This is a genomic window from Spirosoma sp. KCTC 42546, assembly GCF_006965485.1.
Classification (GTDB): domain Bacteria; phylum Bacteroidota; class Bacteroidia; order Cytophagales; family Spirosomataceae; genus Spirosoma.
This window is the reverse complement of sequence record NZ_CP041360.1, coordinates 4710168-4730239: the sequence shown is the minus strand read 5'-3', so window position 1 is coordinate 4730239 and position 20072 is coordinate 4710168. Positions and strand designations below refer to the sequence as shown.

Sequence of the window (20072 nt, the reverse complement as noted above, 5' to 3'; positions counted from 1 at the left end):
TTCCGACCTTAGGGGGAATCTCAAGTCTCTATTTATTAAGCTTGAAATTCCTCCTAAAGTCGGAATGACAAAAACCCGGAAAACAATGACACAGGAATTAACAATACACTTTCCCGGCAAACTGGTTTTTGGCAAAGGCTCCCTTGGAAATTTGGCCAATGAAATCATACAGATAGCCCCACAAAAGGTGCTGATCGTAACGATAAGCCCTCTTTTGGAACAGCTTAAAAGCCTGCTGGATACGCTGGAATCGAACCGCATAGCCGTTCAGGTTGACACTAGTATTGTCCAGGAACCCTCGTTTGCGGATTTTGACAAGCTGATGCAAACCGTTTCGCCCTTCAATCCTGATGTGGTGCTGGGTATTGGTGGAGGAAGCGTACTGGATATCGCCAAATTAGTGGCCGCTCAACTGGAAAATGACCAAACCCTGAGCGACATGCTCGGCATTGGCAATCTAACCAGCCGACGCAGAAAACTAATCTGTGTACCAGCCACATCTGGAACCGGCAGCGAGGTATCGCCAAACGCCATCTTGGTGGATGGGGCTGATCATCAGAAGAAAGGTATTATCAGTCCATTTTTGGTGCCCGACATCGTGTATGTCGACCCGTTACTGACCATCAGTGTACCGGCAGCGATTACGGCAGCTACCGGGATTGATGCGCTGACGCACTGTCTGGAAGCCTACACCAACAAATTTGCGCAACCCTTCATCGACATGTATGCGGTTGAGGGTATGCGACTCATTGCTGCCAACATTGTTCAGGCTGTTCAGGATGGTACCAACGAAGAAGCTCGAACGCACGTTGCGATGGGGAGTTTGCTGGGCGGTTTTTGCCTGGGTCCAGTGAATACGGCTGGCGTACACGCACTTTCGTATCCGTTGGGTAGCCTGTTTCATCTGGCGCATGGACTGTCTAATGCGTTACTGCTACCGTATGTCATGGAGTTTAACATCCCCGCAGCTGTTAGTCGGTATGCGCAGGTAGCCATTGCACTCGGTTGTGAACGAGGTAAGGATGATGCCGAAACGGCGGCAAAGGGTGTCCGGAAACTAAAATACCTGATTCGGGAATGTGGTATTCCAGCCCGTTTACGAGACGTGAATATTCCCAAAGATGTGATTCCTCAGATGGCTGATGATGCCCTGAAAATAACCCGTTTATTGAAAAATAACTCGCGGGAAATAACCCGCGAAGATGCTATCGCTATTTATACAGCCGCTTATTAGCTATGAGTATGAAAAAGAAATACCAGGGTGTTGTGGTTCCGCTGGTTACACCCCTCACCGAAGGGTATCAATTAGATAGAGCGGCTGTCGAGAAGATGATTGCCAATTTACAGGCCAGTAACGCTATGCCCTTTGTACTGGGAACAACGGGCGAATCGTCTTCCTTGCCCACTTCATTGAAAAAGGCATATGTGCTGGAAGCCGTCCGATTAAAATCGGCGGATACAATATTATACGCCGGGATTTCGTCGAACTGCCTGGAAGAGTCGGTTGAGTTTGCCAATTACTGCTTTGATGTAGGTGTCGATGCCGTAGCGGCAACGCTTCCCTCGTACTATGCACTGTCGGAGAGCCAGATGAAGCAGTATTTCGAGCAGTTGGCCGATCAACTGAATGGCCCGCTGATTATCTACAACATTTTCGCCACCACCCGAATGTCGATTCCGTTGCCGATTGTCGATGAGCTGAGCTTTCACCCTAACATTGTGGGAATTAAAGACTCAGAGCGCAGCACCGAACGATTGCACGAAGCCCTTGCCCTGTGGGCCAACCGACCTGATTTCAGCCATTTTATGGGGTGGGCAGCCCGCTCGGCCGATGCGTTGTTGCGGGGTAGCGATGGGCTGGTACCGAGTACCGGGAATCTGCTGCCAGCTATTTACCGCGACATGCTGAAAGCGGTTCAGGAAGGCGATGAAGACAAAGCCTACGGTTATCAAAGTCAATCGGATGTCTTTGGGCATCTGTATCAGGCCGGCCGTACGTTGGGCGAGTCCCTCTGGGCGCTTAAAGTGCTGATGCAGGAATACAACCTCTGCGGAACGACCATGATGCCACCTCTGCAGGCACTATCGACCAGTGAAGAAACCGACTTGAAAATTGCCCTGGCTGAGTTGGTGGAAAAAGAAGAAATACAGCTTTGAGTTAGTAAAGCAGACTGTCCGCGTAACAATATGAACACTGAACACAAACCAATCGTAGGAATCACCATGGGTGATCCCGCGAGTATTGGCCCCGAAATAGCCGTTAAGGCACTGTTGAATCCAGCCATTTACGAGATTTGTAATCCGTTATTAGTTGGCGATGCCGGTGTATTTCAGGACATTGCAACCCGATTGGGTCTGCGCGCAGTCATTCACCCGATCAAAGCGGTTCAGGATGCGAACTTCCAGTTGGGTACGATTGACGTGTACGATCTGGCCAACGTTGACCTGGCTACGCTGCAATTCGGCGAAATATCGGCAATGGCCGGAGAAGCTGCTTTTGCTTCGGTGAAAACCGTTATTGATCTGGCTCTGGCCGATGAGGTGGATGCAACCGTTACAGGGCCGATCAACAAAAAATCTATTAATGAAGCGGGCCACCATTTTGCGGGGCATACCGAAATTTATGCGCAGTATACGAATACAAAGAAATACGGCATGCTTCTGGTGGAGGATCAGATGAAAGTGATTCACGTATCCACGCACGTATCGCTTCGGCAAGCCTGCGATCTGGTAAAAAAAGATCGGATTCTTGACGTAACCGAACTACTCTACAACGGCCTGATTTCGCTGGGTGAAACCAATCTGAAAATTGGAATAGCTGGCCTGAATCCCCACGCTGGCGATTCGGGCCTGTTTGGCACAGAAGACGACGAGGAAATCTTACCCGCCGTTGAAGAAGCCAGACGTCGGGGCTATGATGTGGAAGGTCCCGTTCCTGCCGATACGCTGTTTTCCAAGGCGGCTACAGGCTACTATGGGGGCGTAGTGGCTATGTATCACGATCAGGGCCATATTCCATTCAAGCTGACCGGTTTCAAATGGAATGCCGATAAAAAGCAGATGGATAGTGTCAAGGGGGTAAATATCACTATGGGCCTGCCCATTATCCGCACGTCCGTCGATCATGGAACGGCCTTTGAAATTGCTGGAAAGGGCGTTGCCAGTCCCGATGCAATGGTACTGGCCATTGAATCGGCGGTGCGATTGGCGAAAAATTCTGTAATGAGCGAAAGAGTGAATGAGTGAAAGAGCGAGATGACGCGAGTTATTCACTCATTCACTCTTTCGCTCATTAACCTATGATAGCTGTCATTGCAGACGATTTAACGGGAGCGGCCGAATTAGCGGGCATTGGCCTAACCTACGGACTTACCGTTGAACTTGCGATGTCTGTCAATTCGCAGTCACGTGCCGAATTAATCGTTATTGCTACCGATGCCCGGTCAGTTTCTGAATCAGAAGCTGTACAGGAAATGACCGACGTTAGTGAGGCTTTAGGTGCCATGCAGCCGGACCTGATTTACAAAAAGGTCGATTCGGTACTACGTGGGCATATTATTGCGGAAGTACACGCGCAATTGGTGGTTCTTGGTTTGACAAAAGCCCTGATCGTTCCGGCAAATCCGGCACTGGGCAGAACTCTTGTTGACGGGCATTACTACATTCATGGCGAACGAATTCATACAACTCATTTTGCCGAAGACCCAGAGTTTCCAATAACGGAGTCAGCTATACAAAAACGGTTTAGTGGGGCTACTGGTTTACAGGTACTGGCGGCTCTGTCTACATTGCCAAATGAGGGTATTATCATTGGTGAAGTTGAAAAACAGGCTGATTTGCACAACTGGGTAAATCACCTTGATAAACAGACTTTACCGATTGGCGGGTCAGGGTTCTTTACCGCGATTCTGGATTCACTACAATTGCCAAAAAAACCTATTGATGAGCTAGTTATCCTGAATGAATGCCGCCTTTACGTCTGCGGAAGCAGTTTTGGCGATCGGGTTGAGTTAGTGAAAAGTGCGAAAGAAGCTGGACATGCCGTGAGTTATATGCCGAGCCAGCTAACGAATGTGGGTGGTTTAATGTCTGTTGCACTTGCCAATTGGGCAACCGAAATTGCAGGTTATTTGCAACGAAAAAAGCAGGTGATCCTCGCTATTGATCCTGATTCCACGGAGGGTAAAACGGGTATGGCACTTCACTTGCGAACCGTAATGGCAATGGTAGTGAAGGAGGTGTTGAATCAGGTTACAGTTCACGAACTGATCATTGAAGGAGGCTCAACGGCTGCGTCTGTCCTTCGGGAAATCGGTATCACGCGGCTTGAGCCTGTTCAGGAGCTGGCCCCTGGAGTCGTTCGAACCAGAGCTATTAAAACAGCGGAATTCCGCCCAGCGGGATGCCGCCCAGAAGAATTATATATTACTGTAAAACCGGGAAGCTATCACTGGCCACCGGCATTGTGGTCATTAGGTAGTCATTGACTGTCATTAGTGGTCATTGATAGTTGCTATCACCAATGACAATCAATGCCAATGAAATGACTACCAATGACAATAAAATGACTACTTAATGGTAATCTAATGTCAATCCCAACCTTAAGCATCCTCGACTACCTGATCATCGGCCTGGTGCTGATTATCAATTTGTACTTTGGGTTACGGTACGCCAAAAACCAACGGACAACAGAAACGTATTTCGCGGCCAGGGGGCGAGTACCCGCCTGGGCAATTGGTATGTCTTTGCTGGCTACGCTGATTAGTAGCGTCACGTTTCTGGGCTACCCAAGCGAAGGCTATTCGTCGAACTGGATCTTACTGGTACAGGGGCTAATGGTCCCTATCGTGTTGCTCGGAACCATCTGGTTTATCGTGCCTCTGTATCGCAAAGTGATCGGGCTGAGTACCTACGAATATTTCGAAAAACGCTTTGGTTCATTTGCCCGCTATTACAGTTCTACGGCCTTCGTTCTCCGGCAGTTTTCCTCCATGGGTACGGTCTTTTTTCTACTGTCGGTGGCGCTCACCAACATGACAGGGGGCGATACGTTTTATATCATTGTTCTGGTCGGTCTCATCATCATTGCGGTGAATTTACTGGGTGGGATTGAAGCGGTTATCTGGCTGGATGTTTTTCAGGGATTTATGCTGTTTGCCAGTGGTATTCTCTGTGTAGTGGTTATTCTTTACTCCGTTCGGGGTGGATTTTCGGAAGTTATTACCATTGCCTCGGCGAATGGGCGGACGGGTTTTGGACCCTACGACCTCGATTTTACAAAGCTTACTTTCGTTGTAATGGTCATCAACGGCATGTTCTATGCCATTCAAAAATATGGCACTGACCAAACGGTTGTCCAGCGTTACCTGACCGCTAAAACCGACAAAGCAGCCATCAAAGCCTCTATTTTGGGTATCTCACTAACGGTGCCCGTTTGGGCGCTGTTTATGTTTATCGGCACCGCCCTATACGTCTATTACAAGCAACAGCCCTTGCCCCAGGGGATGCGGCCCGATGCCGTTTTTCCGTATTTCATCATGACGAAATTCCCGACGGGCGTAGTGGGATTTATTCTGGCAGCTATGATTTCGGCGGCTATCTGTAGCCTTAGTGCCGACCTGAATTCGCTGGCAGCAGTTGGTCTGGAAGATTTCTATAAAAAAGCTCGCCCTGCCCGTACGGATAAAGAATACCTGACGGTGAGTAAAGCGATTGTTGTGATTTCGGGCCTTATCGCTATTCTGATTGGGGCCATCTATTTGCAGGCGGGTAATGAGGGCGTTTTAGGTATTGTATTTACCCTGTACGCCATTTTTTCGGGGGGGATTGTCGGTATTTTTTTGCTGGGCATTTTCAGTGCACGCGCCAACAGACAGGGGGTCAATATTGCCATTCTCGTGTGCATTCTGTTTACCGCCTACGCCTTTCTAACCTCGACCCAGATTGGATATGGGGCCAACAAGAAACTATTGCTGGATATGGGGGATTACAACTTCACGCATCATAAACTGATGCTGGGCGTCTATAGCCATCTGGTCGTTATTGGCGTTGGTTACGTAGCGAGCCTGTTTTTCCCCAAGCCTAAACTGGATACGAATCTTCTGTATAGTGGCTGGCGAAACACGTCGAAAGAAGTATCCTTAGAATCGTCATCTTCCCCAAAGCTTCCAGTTTAAGCTCGCTTAGGTGATCTAAACCTTTACTACTGGCGGGATGGAAATGATGAGGTCGATTTTGTCATTGAGCGCAAAGGGAAACTGATTGGTCTTGACGTGAAAAGTGGACGTACCCAGAGCGCCAAAGGTATGGAGGCTTTTCAGCGAAAAGTTGGAGCAGACAAGGTCCTTCTCGTTGGGAATAGAGGCATTCCCTGGCCCGATTTTCTGAAAACAGATGCTAAAACCCTCTTTTGAGTGCCTAAATGGATTTGTCTTTAGTCCTTTCACATCAGTGAAAGTTGATATATAGCCTTGTTGGGTATTTTGTGTCTTATTGGGAGTTTGATAGCACGCTAACATCATACAATCTTTAGTGAAAATAATAGATAAGCATAGGCTTTATCTTGGATAGATTTGTACTCTTAGTCGCCTGTTGCCCAAATTGACTTGCGTAATGACCTGCCACTTTTCCCGAATTGTACTCGTTTGCCTGTTACCACTATCCGGGTTTGCCCAATCATCCCGCATTTCGGATGCACAGATGCAGCGAATTTATGAGGAAGTCAAAACGCCTTTTAAGTATGGGTTGATTATGACACCCGCCGATAACTCGTTGAAGATGGACTGCCCAACGGTCTTTCGGAAGGGAAAAAAGTGGTACATGACGTACCTGATTTATGGCGGAAGGGGGTACGAGACCTGGCTGGCTACGAGTAACGATCTGCTCAACTGGAAAACGATGGGCCGGATCATGTCATTCTCGGATACTACTCAGTGGGATGGGAATCAAAAAGCGGCCTATAATGCCTTACAGGATTACGAGTGGGATGGGCGCTACGGCCTGAACAAGTACAAGGGGAACTACTGGATGTCCTATATCGGTGGAGCAGCCCAAGGGTACGAAGCAGGTGATTTGTCAATCGGGATTGCCTATACCGCAAAAGATCCGACAATCGTGCACGAATGGAAGCGTGCATCAACGCCCGTGCTGACCGCCAAAGACGCCGACGTGCGCTGGTGGGAAAATCGTAAACTGTTTAAAAGCTCAGTCATTCAGGACCTCAACCTACTGACGGGCCATCCTTTTGTGATGTATTACAACGCCAACGGCGATACAACGGGCGTGAATAAAACGCGCTGGTTCGAACGGATAGGCATGGCCGTGTCGGACGATATGCTGCATTGGCAGCGGTACCGGAAAGCGCCCGTTTTGATGCACTCGGCAGGTATTACTGGCGACGCCGTGATTCAGAAAATAGACGATCTGTATGTAATGTTCTATTTCGGGGCCTTCTGGGAAGATCGGAAAGGGGCCTTTAACCGCTTTGCTGCTTCAACAGATTTAGTCAACTGGACCGACTGGACGGGAGCCAACCTGATTGAGCCCTCAGAATCGTATGACGATTTATACGCTCATAAATCGTTCGTTCTGAAGCATAAAGGCGTTGTATATCACTTTTATTGCGCAGTTAACAAAGCCGATCAGCGCGGTATCGCCGTGGCCACATCGGTCGATTTAGGGAAGAGTACGAAGCGTTTTGTAGCCGCACCTGCCACAAAGAAACCATGAGGAACGCAGGGCTACTTAGGGATGGGCGTGAAGTCAGATGCTTACATCTTACGCGAGAGGTTTCTCAAAACCTATCGCTTATAACCTGGTTAAATACCCCTAAATCCCCTGAAGGGGACTGTGCTTACTCTTTGATAAAGTCCCCTTCAGGGGATTTAGGGGTGTTTAACCAGGTTTTGACGACACGAGGTTTTAAGAAACCTCACCTGTCGATTATAAGTAACCAACATCACGTCAGCCTTCTATATTTACTATTAACCCTGTTAACCTACCCAGTTTTTGCCCAAAACGAGCCACGGACTATCCTGGATTTCAACAAGGGCTGGCAGTTTTATCTGGGCGATAATGCTAAGGCGAAAGATGTAGCGTTTGACGACTCAAACTGGCGAGATCTAACCTTACCGCACGACTGGAGTATTGAAGGGCAGTTCAGCGAACATCACCTGAGTACAACCCAGGAAGGTGCCCTGCCTACGGGGATTGGCTGGTACCGAAAAACGTTTGCTGTACCTGCTTCATCAAAAAACAAGGTTATCTTTATTGAATTCGATGGGGTTTATCGGAATAGCGAAGTCTGGATAAACGGACACTCACTGGGCATTCGGCCCTATGGCTACAGCTCGTTTCGGTACGAACTAAGTACGTATTTGAAATTCGGTAGTGAGAAAAACGTTCTGGCTGTCCGGGTCGATAACGCAGCGCAACCCAATTCTCGCTGGTACACAGGCTCAGGCATTTATCGGAATGTGCGACTGGTAACGACCTCAACCATAGCCGTAGATCAGTGGGGTACGTTTGTTTCGACGCCCACTGTCACAAACCAAAAAGCGCAGGTTTTAGTGCAGGTTAGCATCCGTAACGTGGTTGGCCGGCATTCCAGTGGCTGGAACTCAGGTGGAACGCCACAATCAGTTAACATCACCAGCGTTATTCTGGATGCTTCGGGGAAAGAGGTAGCTACGCAAACGAGAACGTCTGTTCAACTCATTGATACACTCACTACGGTTGCCCAACAGATTGATCTCCTGAATCCAACGCTTTGGTCAGTCAACAAGCCCTATTTATACACCGTTATCACCCGGGTTTATCAGCAAAATAGACTGGTGGATAGCTACCAAACACCCCTGGGTATTCGTTACTTCAGATTTGATCCGGCAACCGGTTTTTCAGTGAATGGGCAACCCACAAAAATTCTGGGCGTTTGCCTTCACCACGATCTGGGTGCCTTAGGTGCTGCTGTAAACCGACGGGCCATACAGCGGCAGCTTGAACTCCTGAAGGCCATGGGCTGCAATGCCATCCGCACTGCGCATAATCCACCCGCCCCCGAATTCCTGGACTTGTGCGACGAGATGGGCTTCATTGTTATGGACGAAGCCTTCGATATGTGGAAGAAAAAGAAATCGAAGCAGGATTATGGCCTTAACTGGGATGCCTGGCATAAGACCGACCTCGAAGATATGGTCCGTCGCGACCGAAATCACCCGTCTATTTTCATGTGGAGTATTGGTAACGAAATTCGGGAACAGTTTGATTCAACAGGGCTTACGATCACGAAAGAGCTAGCCGGAATTGTTAAAAAACTGGATACAACCCGGCCTGTTACGTCGGCGCTGACGGAGAATATACCCGATAAAAACTTTATTTATCGCTCAGGTGCCTTAGATCTTTTAGGGTTCAATTATAAACACGAAGCCTACGCCGAATTCCCCAAAACGTTCCCGAATCAGGCCGTTCTTGCCTCCGAAACAGGTTCGTCCCTGCAAACACGCGGGCACTATGATATGCCTTCCGACTCCATACGCATGTGGGGCAAAGGCGGTCCCGCCAAATTCACGGATGGTAACCCCGACTGGACTGCTTCGGCCTATGATAACGAAGCTGCTTACTGGGGTTCCACACATGAACAAACCTGGAAAGCCATCAAAAAACTGCCGCACATGGCGGGACTTTTCGTCTGGACTGGCTTCGATTATTTAGGTGAGCCGCATCCCTATCCCTGGCCTGCACGCAGTTCCTATTTCGGCATTCTTGACCTGGCTGGTTTCCCTAAAGATAGTTATTATCTGTACCAGACCGAGTGGACAGACAAGCCGGTCCTGCATATTTTCCCGCACTGGAATTGGCAAAAAGGGAAAACGGTTGATGTATGGGCCTACTATAATCAGGCCGATGAGGTCGAGCTTTTTCTCAATGACAACTCATTAGGTATTCGAAAAAAAAACGGGGATGACTTGCATGTCATGTGGCGCGTTCCGTACGAACCCGGTACCCTGAAAGCCGTCTCCCGAAAAGACGGTAAACCCGTATTAACTCGAACGATTTCGACGGCTGGCAAAGCTGCTAAAATCCAAGTGATTGCGGATCGGAATACACTCAAAGCCGATGGCAAAGACCTGTCGTTCATTACGGTTAACATAGTGGATGAGCAAGGGAATCTCGTGCCAGATGCTAACCATCTAATTACGTTTGCTATAGTAGGAGAGGGCACGATTGCTGGTGTTGATAATGGTTACCAGGCCAGTCTTGAACCGTTCAAAGCTAGCTACCGAAAAGCCTACAACGGAAAGTGTCTGGCTATTATTCAGTCAACCGAAAAAGCAGGAAAGGTAACTGTAAAGGCTAGGGCAGAAGGGTTGCAGGAAGCAGAAGTTGAGTTGGTTAGTAAATAATAGGGGTAGTTTTTTATGACGTTAACGCCACCTTTTGCACTGCATGTGGTGTCGGATTTTAGAACCTGGCCTCACTAAAAGATAATGAATCATGAATGGTATAAAGAAACCATCCGGCATACTTCTGATTATCTGTTTGTTACAAACGACGGTTTGTGTCGGGCAGTCGGGTAAGGTACTGACAACGGATAAGCTCAAAAATTACGTTTCGTACTTTAATTCCATTGACGAAGAAGCCGTAAAAAACTATGTGCCAAATGACCAGTCGTTTGACTGGCTTGCAAAGAATATTCCGCTATTCGATTGTCCAGATTCGGTAGTACAGGAGGTGTACTATTACCGCTGGTGGGCGTTTCGGAAGCATTTAAAAGAAACGCCGGAAGGTTACGTCTTCACCGAGTTCATCACCAACGTAAATCATGCCGGGAAGTACAATGCCATCAGCAGTGCCCTGGGACATCATATTTACGAAGGCCGATGGCTGCATAATCCGCAGTACATTAACGACTATATTTCGTTCTGGCTGTACATCGACCCAAAGCATGTAGCGCAGCGGTTTCATGGGTTCAGTAGCTGGGTCGACGATGCGGTGTATAATCGATACCTGGTCAATCTGGATAAGCCGTTTATCCAAAAGAACCTCCAGGCTTTAGATGCTGATTACCGGAAATGGCAGCAGGAAAAGCAGCTACCCAGCGGCTTGTTTTGGCAATTTGATGTGAAAGACGCCATGGAAGAGTCGATCAGTGGATCGCGAAAAGAGAAAAACCGACGTCCTTCCATCAATAGCTACATGTACGGCAATGCCAAAGCTCTGGCCACCATGGCCGAACTTGCCCAAAATGACACCCTCCAGCGCCGATACCAACAGCAGGCGGCCGAACTAAAAAAGCTAACGCTGGATAGCTTATGGGATGAATCCGCCAACTTTTTTGAAGTGAAGCTGGAAAAAGGCGGTTTCTCAAATGCCCGCGAAGCCATCGGATTTATTCCCTGGTATTTTAACCTGCCCGACGATAAGCCAGCCTATGCCCGTCAGTGGAATCAGCTTACCGACACTACCGGATTCAAGGCTCCCTGGGGCATTACCACCGCCGAACGTCGGCATCCGCTTTTCCGCACTCATGGGTCGGGGCACGGGTGTGAATGGGATGGTCCCGTCTGGCCATTTGCCACCACACAAACCCTGAAAGGACTGTCGAATCTGCTCACGAACTACAGGAATCAGGGGCAGATGACGAAGTCGGTATTTTATGATGAGTTGCTGAAATACGCCCGGTCGCACACCATGAACGGCAAAATTTACCTGGGGGAATATCAGGATGAAAAAACGGGCGAATGGCTGAAGGGGGATAATCCAAGAAGTAAATTTTACAACCATTCGGGCTTTGCTGACTTAATCATCAGCGATTTAGTAGGCCTGAAGCCGCGTGCCGATAACGTACTGGAAATTCATCCGTTGATACCCGAAACCAAATGGGAGTGGTTTTGCCTCGATAATGTGCTGTACCATGGAAAGATACTGACCATTTTATACGATAAAACCGGAAAACATTACGGCAAAGGCAAGGGCTTCATAGTCTTTTCTGATGGAAAACAAGTAAGTAAAGGGAAGACGCTTGGCCCATTGACAACTCGGCTATAAACTTCCCCGATTGACCCTTTACCCTATTCCTGCTACATGAAGAACCTACCCTTATTCGACCTGGCTGTCATTGCTGCTTACCTCGTGGCGATGGTGCTGGTTGGCGTTTACTTTTCCCGAAAAAACAAGAATACCGACCAGTTCACTAAAGCGTCCGGCCAGATTCCGGGTTGGGCGTTAGGAATGTCGATCTATGCTACCTTCCTGAGCAGCAACACCTTTCTGGGTGTGCCGGGGAAAGCGTTTGGCGGCAACTGGAATTCCTTTGTATTTAGCCTGTCTATGCCGCTAGCGGCTTATATGGCATCGCGTTTTTTTGTGCCCTTCTACCGGCAAACCGGCGAAATCTCCGCCTATACCCACCTCGAACACCGCTTTGGTCCCTGGGCCAGAACCTACGCCGTTGTTTGTTTTCTACTGACGCAGTTAGCCCGAATGGGGTCAATTTTTTTGGGGATAGCCATTAGTTTACAGGCACTTACGGGTTATTCTATGCAGATGATCATGATCGTAATGGGTGTTTGTATCATCATCTATACCGTTATGGGTGGGATGGAGGCCGTGATCTGGACCGAAGTGGTGCAGGCTGTTATCAAAACCTTTGGGGCTCTGCTGATTCTGTACCTGATTGTTCAGTCGATGCCGGGTGGCGTTTCTAAAATTGTCGACATTGGTGTTAGCCACGATAAGTTTAGCCTGGGGAGTTACGCACCCGATTTTACGCAATCGTCGTTTTGGGTGGTGCTGTTGTATGGGTTCTTTATCAACCTAAATAATTTTGGGATGGACCAGAATTACATTCAGCGGTATCATACGACTTCATCGGCAAAAGAGGCCTCGAAATCGCTCTGGTTGTGCGTTTGGCTCTATGTTCCTGCTTCACTCATGTTCTTTGTGATCGGCTCATGCCTGTTCGCGTATTATCAGGTCCATCCTGAGTTTATTGAAGCCATCAAGCAAAAAGTAGCGATGGATCGTTTGCCCACAACGGCTTCGGCGGCCGAAGTGACCCAACTCATGGCCACGCTTCAACCCGCTGATTACGGCGATAAAGTGATGCCTCATTTTATGGTGACTAAAGTACCGGCAGGGCTGATGGGATTGATCATTTCGGCCATACTGTCGGCAGCTATGAGCACCATCAGTTCGGGTATGAATGCATCGGCTACCGTATTTACGGAAGACATCTACAAACGGTATATCAACGCCGATATATCGGACAAAAAGTTATTGCGCCTTCTTCACCTGACTACCGTAGTGGTTGGTTTATTAGGATTAGGAACCGGACTGGCTATGATTGGGGTGAAAAGTATTCTGGATACCTGGTGGACACTCTCCGGTATTTTTGCGGCTGGTATGCTCGGATTATTTTTGCTTGGCCTGATCAGCCGACGTACCAACAGCCATGAAGCGCTAACCGCCACCTGCATTGGTGTGCTGGTCATTGTCTGGATGACATTCTCCAGTAATCTCCCCGATCAATTCAGTTATCTACGCAATCCGCTGCATAGCAACATGATTATTGTGATCGGTACGCTCACCATTTTTCTGGTGGGATTGATCCTGACAAAATTGAAAGGCCGCTCGTTGGAGCAAGTCAGAAAAGAAGTAATTGTAAATGAATAATGTAAAATGGATAATGAATAATGTAAAATGTGTAATGATCTGATTAGTAGTCATTATGCATTTTACATTACCCATTACTTAGTCAATATGAAAACAGTAGAAAAGGGATTTATTCCGGTGATGCTTACGCCGTTTACCACAACGGGTGCCATTGATTTTGATGCCCTGACCCGGCTCACCGAGTTTTACCTCCAGGCTGGTGCCGCGGGTATGTTTGCCAATTGTCTGTCGAGCGAAATGTTCGAATTGAGCGAACAGGAACGGCTTCAGATCATCGAGCACGTTATCAAGGTGGTAAATGGCGCGGTTCCCGTGGTGGCTACAGGCACATTTGGTGGGCCAATTGAGCAGCAGGCTGAATTTGTTAAAAAGGTAAACAACACAGGTACCCAGGCCGTCATTCTGATTACGGGCTTGCTGGCCGATGAAGCCGATTCGGATGCGGTCTTCAACGAGCGGGTTTTACACTTGCTGGATCAGACCGAAACAATTCCGGTTGGGTTTTACGAATGTCCTGTTCCCTATAAACGTCTGATTTCACCCGATCAGCTAAAGTTATTTGTCGATACAGGCCGGGTTATTTATCATAAAGATACCTGCCTTGATCTTCAGCAGATTAAAGAGAAACTGCGACTGGCTTCCCGCCCAGGATTTGGCTTATATGATGCCTACATGGCTCACGCGGTTGAGTCACTAAAAGCAGGATCGGCAGGACTTTCCTGTATTCAGGGGAATTACTTTCCTGAGTTGATCGTCTGGCTTTGCCGGAATTACGACAACGCCGATTTACAGGAAGAAGTGGCTAAAGTACAGCAGTTCCTGATCGACAAAATGGATGTGATGCATAACGTCTATCCCATCGTTTCAAAATACTTCCTACAGCTACGCGGCTTCGACATGACCACCTTTACGCGTCGGAGTGTAGGTACGTTTACGCCAGACATTGCCAAACAGGTAGAGGGATTGTATGAAGACTACACCCAATTGCAGAATGAGCTGGAGTTGAGTGTGGTTTGATGGGTTGAACACAGAGGCACAGAGAGCACAGAGAGGCTTATTTATTATTTTTCTCTGTGTTTTCTGTGCCTCTGTGTTCAAAAAACTAGGCCAGCACCTTCCCCTTTTTCAAATATTGCCGTTTGTACTCAAGCGGAGTTAAGCCTGTTACTTTTTTGAAGTGACGGTAAAAGTTCGATACGTTATTGAACCCGCAGTCGAAACAGATAATTTCGGTGGGTGTTTTATCTTCTATGAGTGCCCGGCAGGCATGACTAATACGGATTTCGATCAGGAAATCGTAGTACGTCTTATTTGTCATTAATTTAAAATACCGGCAAAACGAGGTAACGCTCAGATTGCTGATGGCCGATATTTCTTCCAGGGTAATATCCTTCTTGTAATTCTCCAGTGTATAACTGCACACGTTGTTCAGGCGGAGCGTATCGGTTTCGTTGGATTGGTAAAATACCGCCCGCCCGTTCACAATCATCTCGTACTCATTCGTTTCGGAGAGTATCTTCAGTATAGACAATAGAATAATCAGCTTGTCGAGGTTTGTGGCATCAACGGCCCGATGCATGAGTTCGGCTAGTTTCTCGTTTGTTTGGCCCGTTATGACCATACCACTCTTTGCCCGTTCATACAGCTTTGGAATTAAATAAGCTTCGGGCAATTTCAATAGATACTCACCCAGACAGTCGGGCAGAAATTGAATAACTATGACTTCAATATTGAGGTCTGGATCATTGTGGAAATATTCCTCATTACTACGCCAGGTATGCGGTAAATTTTCGCCGACCAACACGATTTCGCCGGGCGAGAAATTACTGATCTTATCCCCAATAAACCGAACCCCTTCACCTTTGAGAATATAGTGCAACTCAAGTTCAGGATGGTAATGCCAGATGTTCTTAAAATGAGGTAAGACGTTGTGTCGAACCGTATATGAACTCTCCAGATTGGCAGTTACTTTTCGAAATAGTGGTTTCATGGCAATTGGCAAATGTATCCAATAGAGTCAGCAGGTACGCCGAAGGTCTTGTACTATATAAGCATGACTGGTAGCTAGCCTACTGACTAATTGTCTGCTTCAGGTCAAGTATATCTTCTCCGGTTAGAGCCAGAAATGTGCTCAGGTAATCACACTACAAACCTAAACGAAATATCGTAGATAAGTCATATTTATTCTATGATAATTTCCTATAATAAATTGACAAAAAAATGCAGTTATTGCCCTAAAATGTACTATATTTTTGTATCATGTTATAGAAAAGTATTGTTTATTCCTGCTTTTGTCTGCTTTTAATGCCCACTTAATGACGGTTTTTGCCTACCCTGAACGTTACGCCAAAACCTGCCCCCTTACCGTAGAAATGAACGTTTTTAATCAATTTTAGAGATGATCTATAGGCTAAAAAATCTCTTAGTAAGCAGTCTCCTGACCCTGCTAGTTGCGCTTACTGCATTAGGGCAAGATCAGACAATAGAAAGTAAAGAAGCGGCTTATACACGAGTGATCAACGAGCGCGCGGCCAGGATTGTAGCTACCCTTGGCCTTACAGATCCGCAAGTTGCCGAGCGTGTAAAAACAGAAATTGCACAACAGTATCGAAGCCTGAATACCATCCATGAAAGCCGGAAAGAAGCCCTGGCAGGTATCACAGAGCAAACCCGGAAAGAAGCTATTGAAGCGGATGCCAGCCAGAAATTGACGGCTTTACATCGTGAGTATCTAGCGGTGCTTTCCCATGATTTAACGGCTCAGCAAGTAGACATGGTAAAAGATGGGATGACGTACGGGGTATTGCCCATTACATACAAAGGGTATCAGGCTATGTTGCCGGATTTAACGGACACCCAAAAAGCACAGATTCTCGCCTATCTGACAGAAGCGCGTGAGCGGGCCATGGACGAAGGCACATCGGAGAAAAAACATGCCCAATTTGGCAAGTATAAAGGACGGATCAATAACTACCTGTCGGCTGCCGGAATCGACATGAAAAAGGCGAGCAAAGAATGGGAAGAACGGATTGCCCGGGAGAAAGAAGCCGGAAAATCAAAGGAATGAAGCATTCGTGGTGTCGGATACTTTCATCTGACATCACAAGAAGAACCCACAGAATCCTACCTGCAATAAACATCATTTTAAAACAACGTATCCTTAATCACACACGCATGGTATCGCCTTTACGAACACAAAAACTGCTCACCAGTGCTATAAAGCTGGTCTGCGCGCTTCTCCTGGGCGGGGTTACGGAGGAGGTCTGTTACGCAGAGAAGGGAACTCCTTTTTCTGGAACGGCTTCTGCCCGGAAAGCCCCGCTGGAAAATATTACCGGCACGGTTAAGGATGCCAAAGGCGAGCCGCTACCAGGGGTAAACGTCTTATTAAAAGGAACGAAAACCGGAACGGTTACGGACATAAAAGGAATGTTTCGGCTTAATCTGCCAACCGGAGGTGAGACCTTGATCTTCAGCTACATCGGGTTTAAAACGCAGGAAGTTCCGGTTGGTGGACGAACTGCCCTCACCGTTCAACTGGAAGAGGATGCCGCTGCCCTGGGCGAAGTGGTCGTCGTTGGCTACGGTACCCAGAAAAAAGCAAGCCTGACCGGCGCTGTCGCCACGGTTGATATGAAAGCCGTTCAGGACCTGCCCGTTAATAACCTGTCGGCGGTGTTGGCGGGTCAATTGCCTGGTGTCGGTGTTTCGGGAGGTACCAGCCGACCTGGCGAAAATGCAACCATTACCATTCGTAATCCGATCATTTTATCGAAAGATGGCGGAACCCTGCAACCGTTGTATGTTATTGACAACGTGGTTCGGTCAGCCGACGATTTCAATGCGCTCGACGTATCGGAAGTAGACGCTATTTCGGTTTTGAAAGATGCTGCCGCTGCCATTTATGGGGCTCGCTCTAATCAGGGCGTAGTGGTGGTGCAAACAAAACGTGGGAAAGCGGGAGCGCCTAAATTCAGCTACAGCGGCTCGACGGGTGTTTCCGATGCTACGCTGCCGACCATGATGAACGGTGTTCAACAGGCTACGTACCTGAACGACATGAACTATGCGGCTGGTAAACTGCCAACTGACCCGCTCATTTACACCCCCGATGAACTGGCTTATTTTAACGATCATAATACCAACTGGCTACGTCAGGCCTGGCAGCCGTCAACCGTTCAACGGCATGCCCTGAATGTGAGTGGTGGTAACGATAAGGCTACGTATTTCGCGGGGGCTTCGTACAATGCTCAGAATGCCAACTTCGATAACATCAATACTGGGAAGTGGACATTCCGCGCCAGTGCCGATATGCAGGTGACCCGGGGACTAAAAGCCGCTTTGTCCTTGAGCAGCTACATTGGCAACAAACGCATGTACTACCTGAAGCAAGGGGGCGAAAATGCAGAGAACGACATGAAAAGTCTGCTCTACACCTCTCAGTTCAATCCGCCTTACGTGAACGGGCTGCCGGTTCTGCTCTCGAATTCCAGCAACACGAATACAATTGATGCCTTTAACTTTTTCGAGGTTCAGAATTCCAATAACTACACCCAGACCAAAACAACGGGCCTGAACGTAACGGCCAATGTGGAGTATACTATTCCGGGTATCAAAGGGCTGAAAGCCAGAGTCCTGTACAGCCGCACCTTCGATAACAGCTTTGGGAAACAGTACGGTACGAAATACAACGTGTACAGCTTCTCGATGCTGGGCGACCACAAGCATATTTACGGTGGCGATGTGATCAAAACAACGTCCCTGAACAATGGGGATCGGGTCAGGATCAATCCAGGTTACATTGATACGTACCAGTTTAACGGCTACCTGAATTATGATCGTCAGTTCGGGAAACACCAGATTTCAGCCATCGCCTTCTTCGAGCAGGCCGAAACGCATACCGACAACGTAGCGGCCATGGCCGAAGGGGTAATTATTGGTGGCCTGGATAATATGCGCTACGCCATTGGCACCCAGACCACATCTGAGACTGAGTCGGAAACGGGTTTTCTGTCGTACGCAGGTCGTATCAATTACAATTATGCGGGTAAGTATCTGTTCGAGAGTGCGATACGCTACGATGCCTCTACCAACTTCGCTCCTGAATATCGCTGGGGTCTGTTCCCCTCGTTCTCGGCGGGTTGGGTGATTTCTGAGGAGCCATTCTTTAAAAACAATGTTCGCGGAATTGACTACCTGAAACTGCGCGGTTCGCTGGGCTTTATGGGAGGAGATGCTACCAAACCCTATAACTGGCTGACCAGCTATTCGATCCAGACGGGTAAAGGAGCGGTGTTCGGTGGTAACTCAGACCGTCCATTGATCGTATCACCTAACAATGCTATGGCTAACCGTCAGGCTCGCTGGGACAACAACACGAAGTACAACATCGGGCTGGATGCGCAATTCCTGAAAAGCCGACTGTCGTTCACGATGGATGCGTTCTACGATCATCGGTACAACATGCTGACGTCCCTGACATCGTCCGTTCCGCTGCTGGTTGGTGCTACGCTGCCTTCGGAAAACTTTGCCAGTGTAGATGGATTTGGAACAGAGATCTCCCTCGGATGGAACGATAAAATTGGTAGCGACTGGTCCTATAAAGTTAACACGTTCCTGAGCTGGAGCGATAACAAACAAATTCTGGTGGACGTGAACAAGGGTGTTCTTGGAACCTATTTAGACCCAACCGGGCGATCAACGGACGTTGGCGTACTGGGTTACCATTATCTGGGTATGTTCAGAACGCAGCAGGATGTAGATACTTATCTGGAGAAAAATCCCGGCTATACGCTCTTCGGGGCTGCCCCAAAACCAGGTATGCTGTTTTACCAGGATGTAAGAGGACCTAAAGATGCATCGGGACAATATACCGGTCCTGATGGGAAAATTACGACCGACGATCTGGATTATCTGAACAAAAAGGCCAGCAATCACTTCGGATTTGGGTTCAATTTCAGTGCGTCTTACCGAAGTTTCTCAGTTGCCGCTGTGATTGGTGGTGCGTTCGGCGGGCAGGCGCTGGTGGAAGGGGATGCTCGTTCACAGGCCACCCCCACAGCAAACCGGCCTGTATTCTGGTCGGATCACTGGACGCCCGAAAACCCGAATGCTGCTTACCCAAGTCCTTATTACAAAGATACCTACACCGTCGATTCCGAATTCTGGTATAGAAGCGCGACACAGGCATCGGTTCGTAACCTCAATATTTCCTACGGATTGCCCGCTCGTTTGGCAGGGAAAGCAGGGTTAAGTACGGTACGCGTTTATCTGGTTGCCACCAACCCCCTGAACCTGTACAATCCGTACAATTACAAATCCTATTCGGGTAATTACAACACCTATCCTGTACTTCGTTCATTCTCGCTGGGCTTAAACCTTGGTTTGTAAAATTCCCTCAG

13 protein-coding genes and 1 pseudogene are annotated in these 20072 nt (G+C 48.1%); 13 read left to right on the top strand and 1 reads right to left on the bottom strand.

All coding sequences use genetic code 11. The annotated features are described in order from the left end of the window. Positions 1-85: 85 nt before the first annotated feature. The 11 genes and pseudogenes from EXU85_RS19360 (at position 86) to EXU85_RS19310 (ending at position 14688) form a co-directional block, all read left to right on the top strand. Positions 86-1234: an iron-containing alcohol dehydrogenase gene (locus EXU85_RS19360; protein ID WP_142773668.1), complete on the top strand. Its 1149-nt coding sequence runs from the start codon at positions 86-88 to the stop codon at positions 1232-1234. An 8-nt stretch (positions 1235-1242) separates the two neighbouring features. Next, complete coding sequence (locus EXU85_RS19355; protein WP_210422386.1) at positions 1243-2157, top strand: dihydrodipicolinate synthase family protein; 915 nt, start codon at positions 1243-1245, stop codon at positions 2155-2157. 30 nt (positions 2158-2187) lie between these two features. After that, positions 2188-3246 (top strand): 4-hydroxythreonine-4-phosphate dehydrogenase PdxA, encoded by a 1059-nt coding sequence (pdxA, locus tag EXU85_RS19350; RefSeq protein WP_142773666.1) that lies wholly within the window; start codon positions 2188-2190, stop codon positions 3244-3246. A gap of 53 nt (positions 3247-3299) precedes the next feature. Continuing rightward, positions 3300-4487 (top strand): four-carbon acid sugar kinase family protein, encoded by a 1188-nt coding sequence (locus tag EXU85_RS19345; protein WP_142773665.1) that lies wholly within the window; start codon positions 3300-3302, stop codon positions 4485-4487. Between the two features lie 99 nt (positions 4488-4586). Beyond that, positions 4587-6176: a sodium:solute symporter gene (locus EXU85_RS19340; protein ID WP_142773664.1), complete on the top strand. Its 1590-nt coding sequence runs from the start codon at positions 4587-4589 to the stop codon at positions 6174-6176. Between the two features lie 60 nt (positions 6177-6236). Further along, a pseudogene (locus EXU85_RS36200) lies at positions 6237-6413 on the top strand (AAA family ATPase); the annotation flags it as partial. A gap of 199 nt (positions 6414-6612) precedes the next feature. Then, a complete protein-coding gene (locus EXU85_RS19330) occupies positions 6613-7728 on the top strand; it encodes a glycosylase (protein ID WP_142773663.1) in 1116 nt (371 codons plus the stop codon). A 176-nt stretch (positions 7729-7904) separates the two neighbouring features. Then, complete coding sequence (gene galB / locus EXU85_RS19325) at positions 7905-10400, top strand: beta-galactosidase GalB (protein ID WP_246859157.1); 2496 nt, start codon at positions 7905-7907, stop codon at positions 10398-10400. Between the two features lie 91 nt (positions 10401-10491). After that, positions 10492-12045, top strand: coding sequence for a glycosyl hydrolase family 65 protein (locus EXU85_RS19320; RefSeq protein WP_142773661.1), 1554 nt, complete (start codon positions 10492-10494; stop codon positions 12043-12045). A 36-nt stretch (positions 12046-12081) separates the two neighbouring features. Continuing rightward, positions 12082-13671, top strand: a complete 1590-nt coding sequence (locus tag EXU85_RS19315) for a sodium:solute symporter (protein ID WP_142773660.1) — start codon at positions 12082-12084, stop codon at positions 13669-13671. An 87-nt stretch (positions 13672-13758) separates the two neighbouring features. Continuing rightward, on the top strand, positions 13759-14688 hold the full coding sequence (locus EXU85_RS19310; RefSeq protein ID WP_142773659.1) for a dihydrodipicolinate synthase family protein: 930 nt from the start codon (positions 13759-13761) through the stop codon (positions 14686-14688). An 85-nt stretch (positions 14689-14773) separates the two neighbouring features. Here the strand turns inward: EXU85_RS19310 and EXU85_RS19305 are convergent, their stop codons facing one another. Next, positions 14774-15661 carry an AraC family transcriptional regulator gene (locus tag EXU85_RS19305; RefSeq protein ID WP_142773658.1) on the bottom strand — a complete coding sequence of 296 codons (888 nt, stop codon included), beginning with the start codon at positions 15659-15661 and terminating at the stop codon, positions 14774-14776. A gap of 408 nt (positions 15662-16069) precedes the next feature. Here EXU85_RS19305 and EXU85_RS19300 point away from each other — a divergent pair, with 408 nt between their 5' ends. Both EXU85_RS19300 and EXU85_RS19295 read left to right on the top strand, forming a co-directional pair. Beyond that, positions 16070-16738 (top strand): DUF3826 domain-containing protein, encoded by a 669-nt coding sequence (locus EXU85_RS19300; RefSeq protein ID WP_142773657.1) that lies wholly within the window; start codon positions 16070-16072, stop codon positions 16736-16738. A gap of 107 nt (positions 16739-16845) precedes the next feature. Continuing rightward, a complete protein-coding gene (locus tag EXU85_RS19295; protein WP_168207824.1) occupies positions 16846-20061 on the top strand; it encodes a TonB-dependent receptor in 3216 nt (1071 codons plus the stop codon). Positions 20062-20072: the final 11 nt, after the last annotated feature.

What these genes read in the sequence shown, in the direction of transcription:
- EXU85_RS19360 (WP_142773668.1), top strand. Translation starts at nt 86, where the DNA reads ATGACACAGGAATTAACAATACACTTTCCCGGCAAACTGGTTTTTGGC.
- EXU85_RS19305 (WP_142773658.1), bottom strand. Translation starts at nt 15,661, where the DNA reads ATGAAACCACTATTTCGAAAAGTAACTGCCAATCTGGAGAGTTCATAT.
- EXU85_RS19345 (WP_142773665.1), top strand. Translation starts at nt 3,300, where the DNA reads ATGATAGCTGTCATTGCAGACGATTTAACGGGAGCGGCCGAATTAGCG.
- EXU85_RS19330 (WP_142773663.1), top strand. Translation starts at nt 6,613, where the DNA reads ATGACCTGCCACTTTTCCCGAATTGTACTCGTTTGCCTGTTACCACTA.
- EXU85_RS19315 (WP_142773660.1), top strand. Translation starts at nt 12,082, where the DNA reads ATGAAGAACCTACCCTTATTCGACCTGGCTGTCATTGCTGCTTACCTC.
- pdxA (WP_142773666.1), top strand. Translation starts at nt 2,188, where the DNA reads ATGAACACTGAACACAAACCAATCGTAGGAATCACCATGGGTGATCCC.
- EXU85_RS19320 (WP_142773661.1), top strand. Translation starts at nt 10,492, where the DNA reads ATGAATGGTATAAAGAAACCATCCGGCATACTTCTGATTATCTGTTTG.
- EXU85_RS19340 (WP_142773664.1), top strand. Translation starts at nt 4,587, where the DNA reads ATGTCAATCCCAACCTTAAGCATCCTCGACTACCTGATCATCGGCCTG.
- EXU85_RS19295 (WP_168207824.1), top strand. Translation starts at nt 16,846, where the DNA reads ATGGTATCGCCTTTACGAACACAAAAACTGCTCACCAGTGCTATAAAG.
- EXU85_RS19310 (WP_142773659.1), top strand. Translation starts at nt 13,759, where the DNA reads ATGAAAACAGTAGAAAAGGGATTTATTCCGGTGATGCTTACGCCGTTT.
- EXU85_RS19300 (WP_142773657.1), top strand. Translation starts at nt 16,070, where the DNA reads ATGATCTATAGGCTAAAAAATCTCTTAGTAAGCAGTCTCCTGACCCTG.
- EXU85_RS19355 (WP_210422386.1), top strand. Translation starts at nt 1,243, where the DNA reads ATGAAAAAGAAATACCAGGGTGTTGTGGTTCCGCTGGTTACACCCCTC.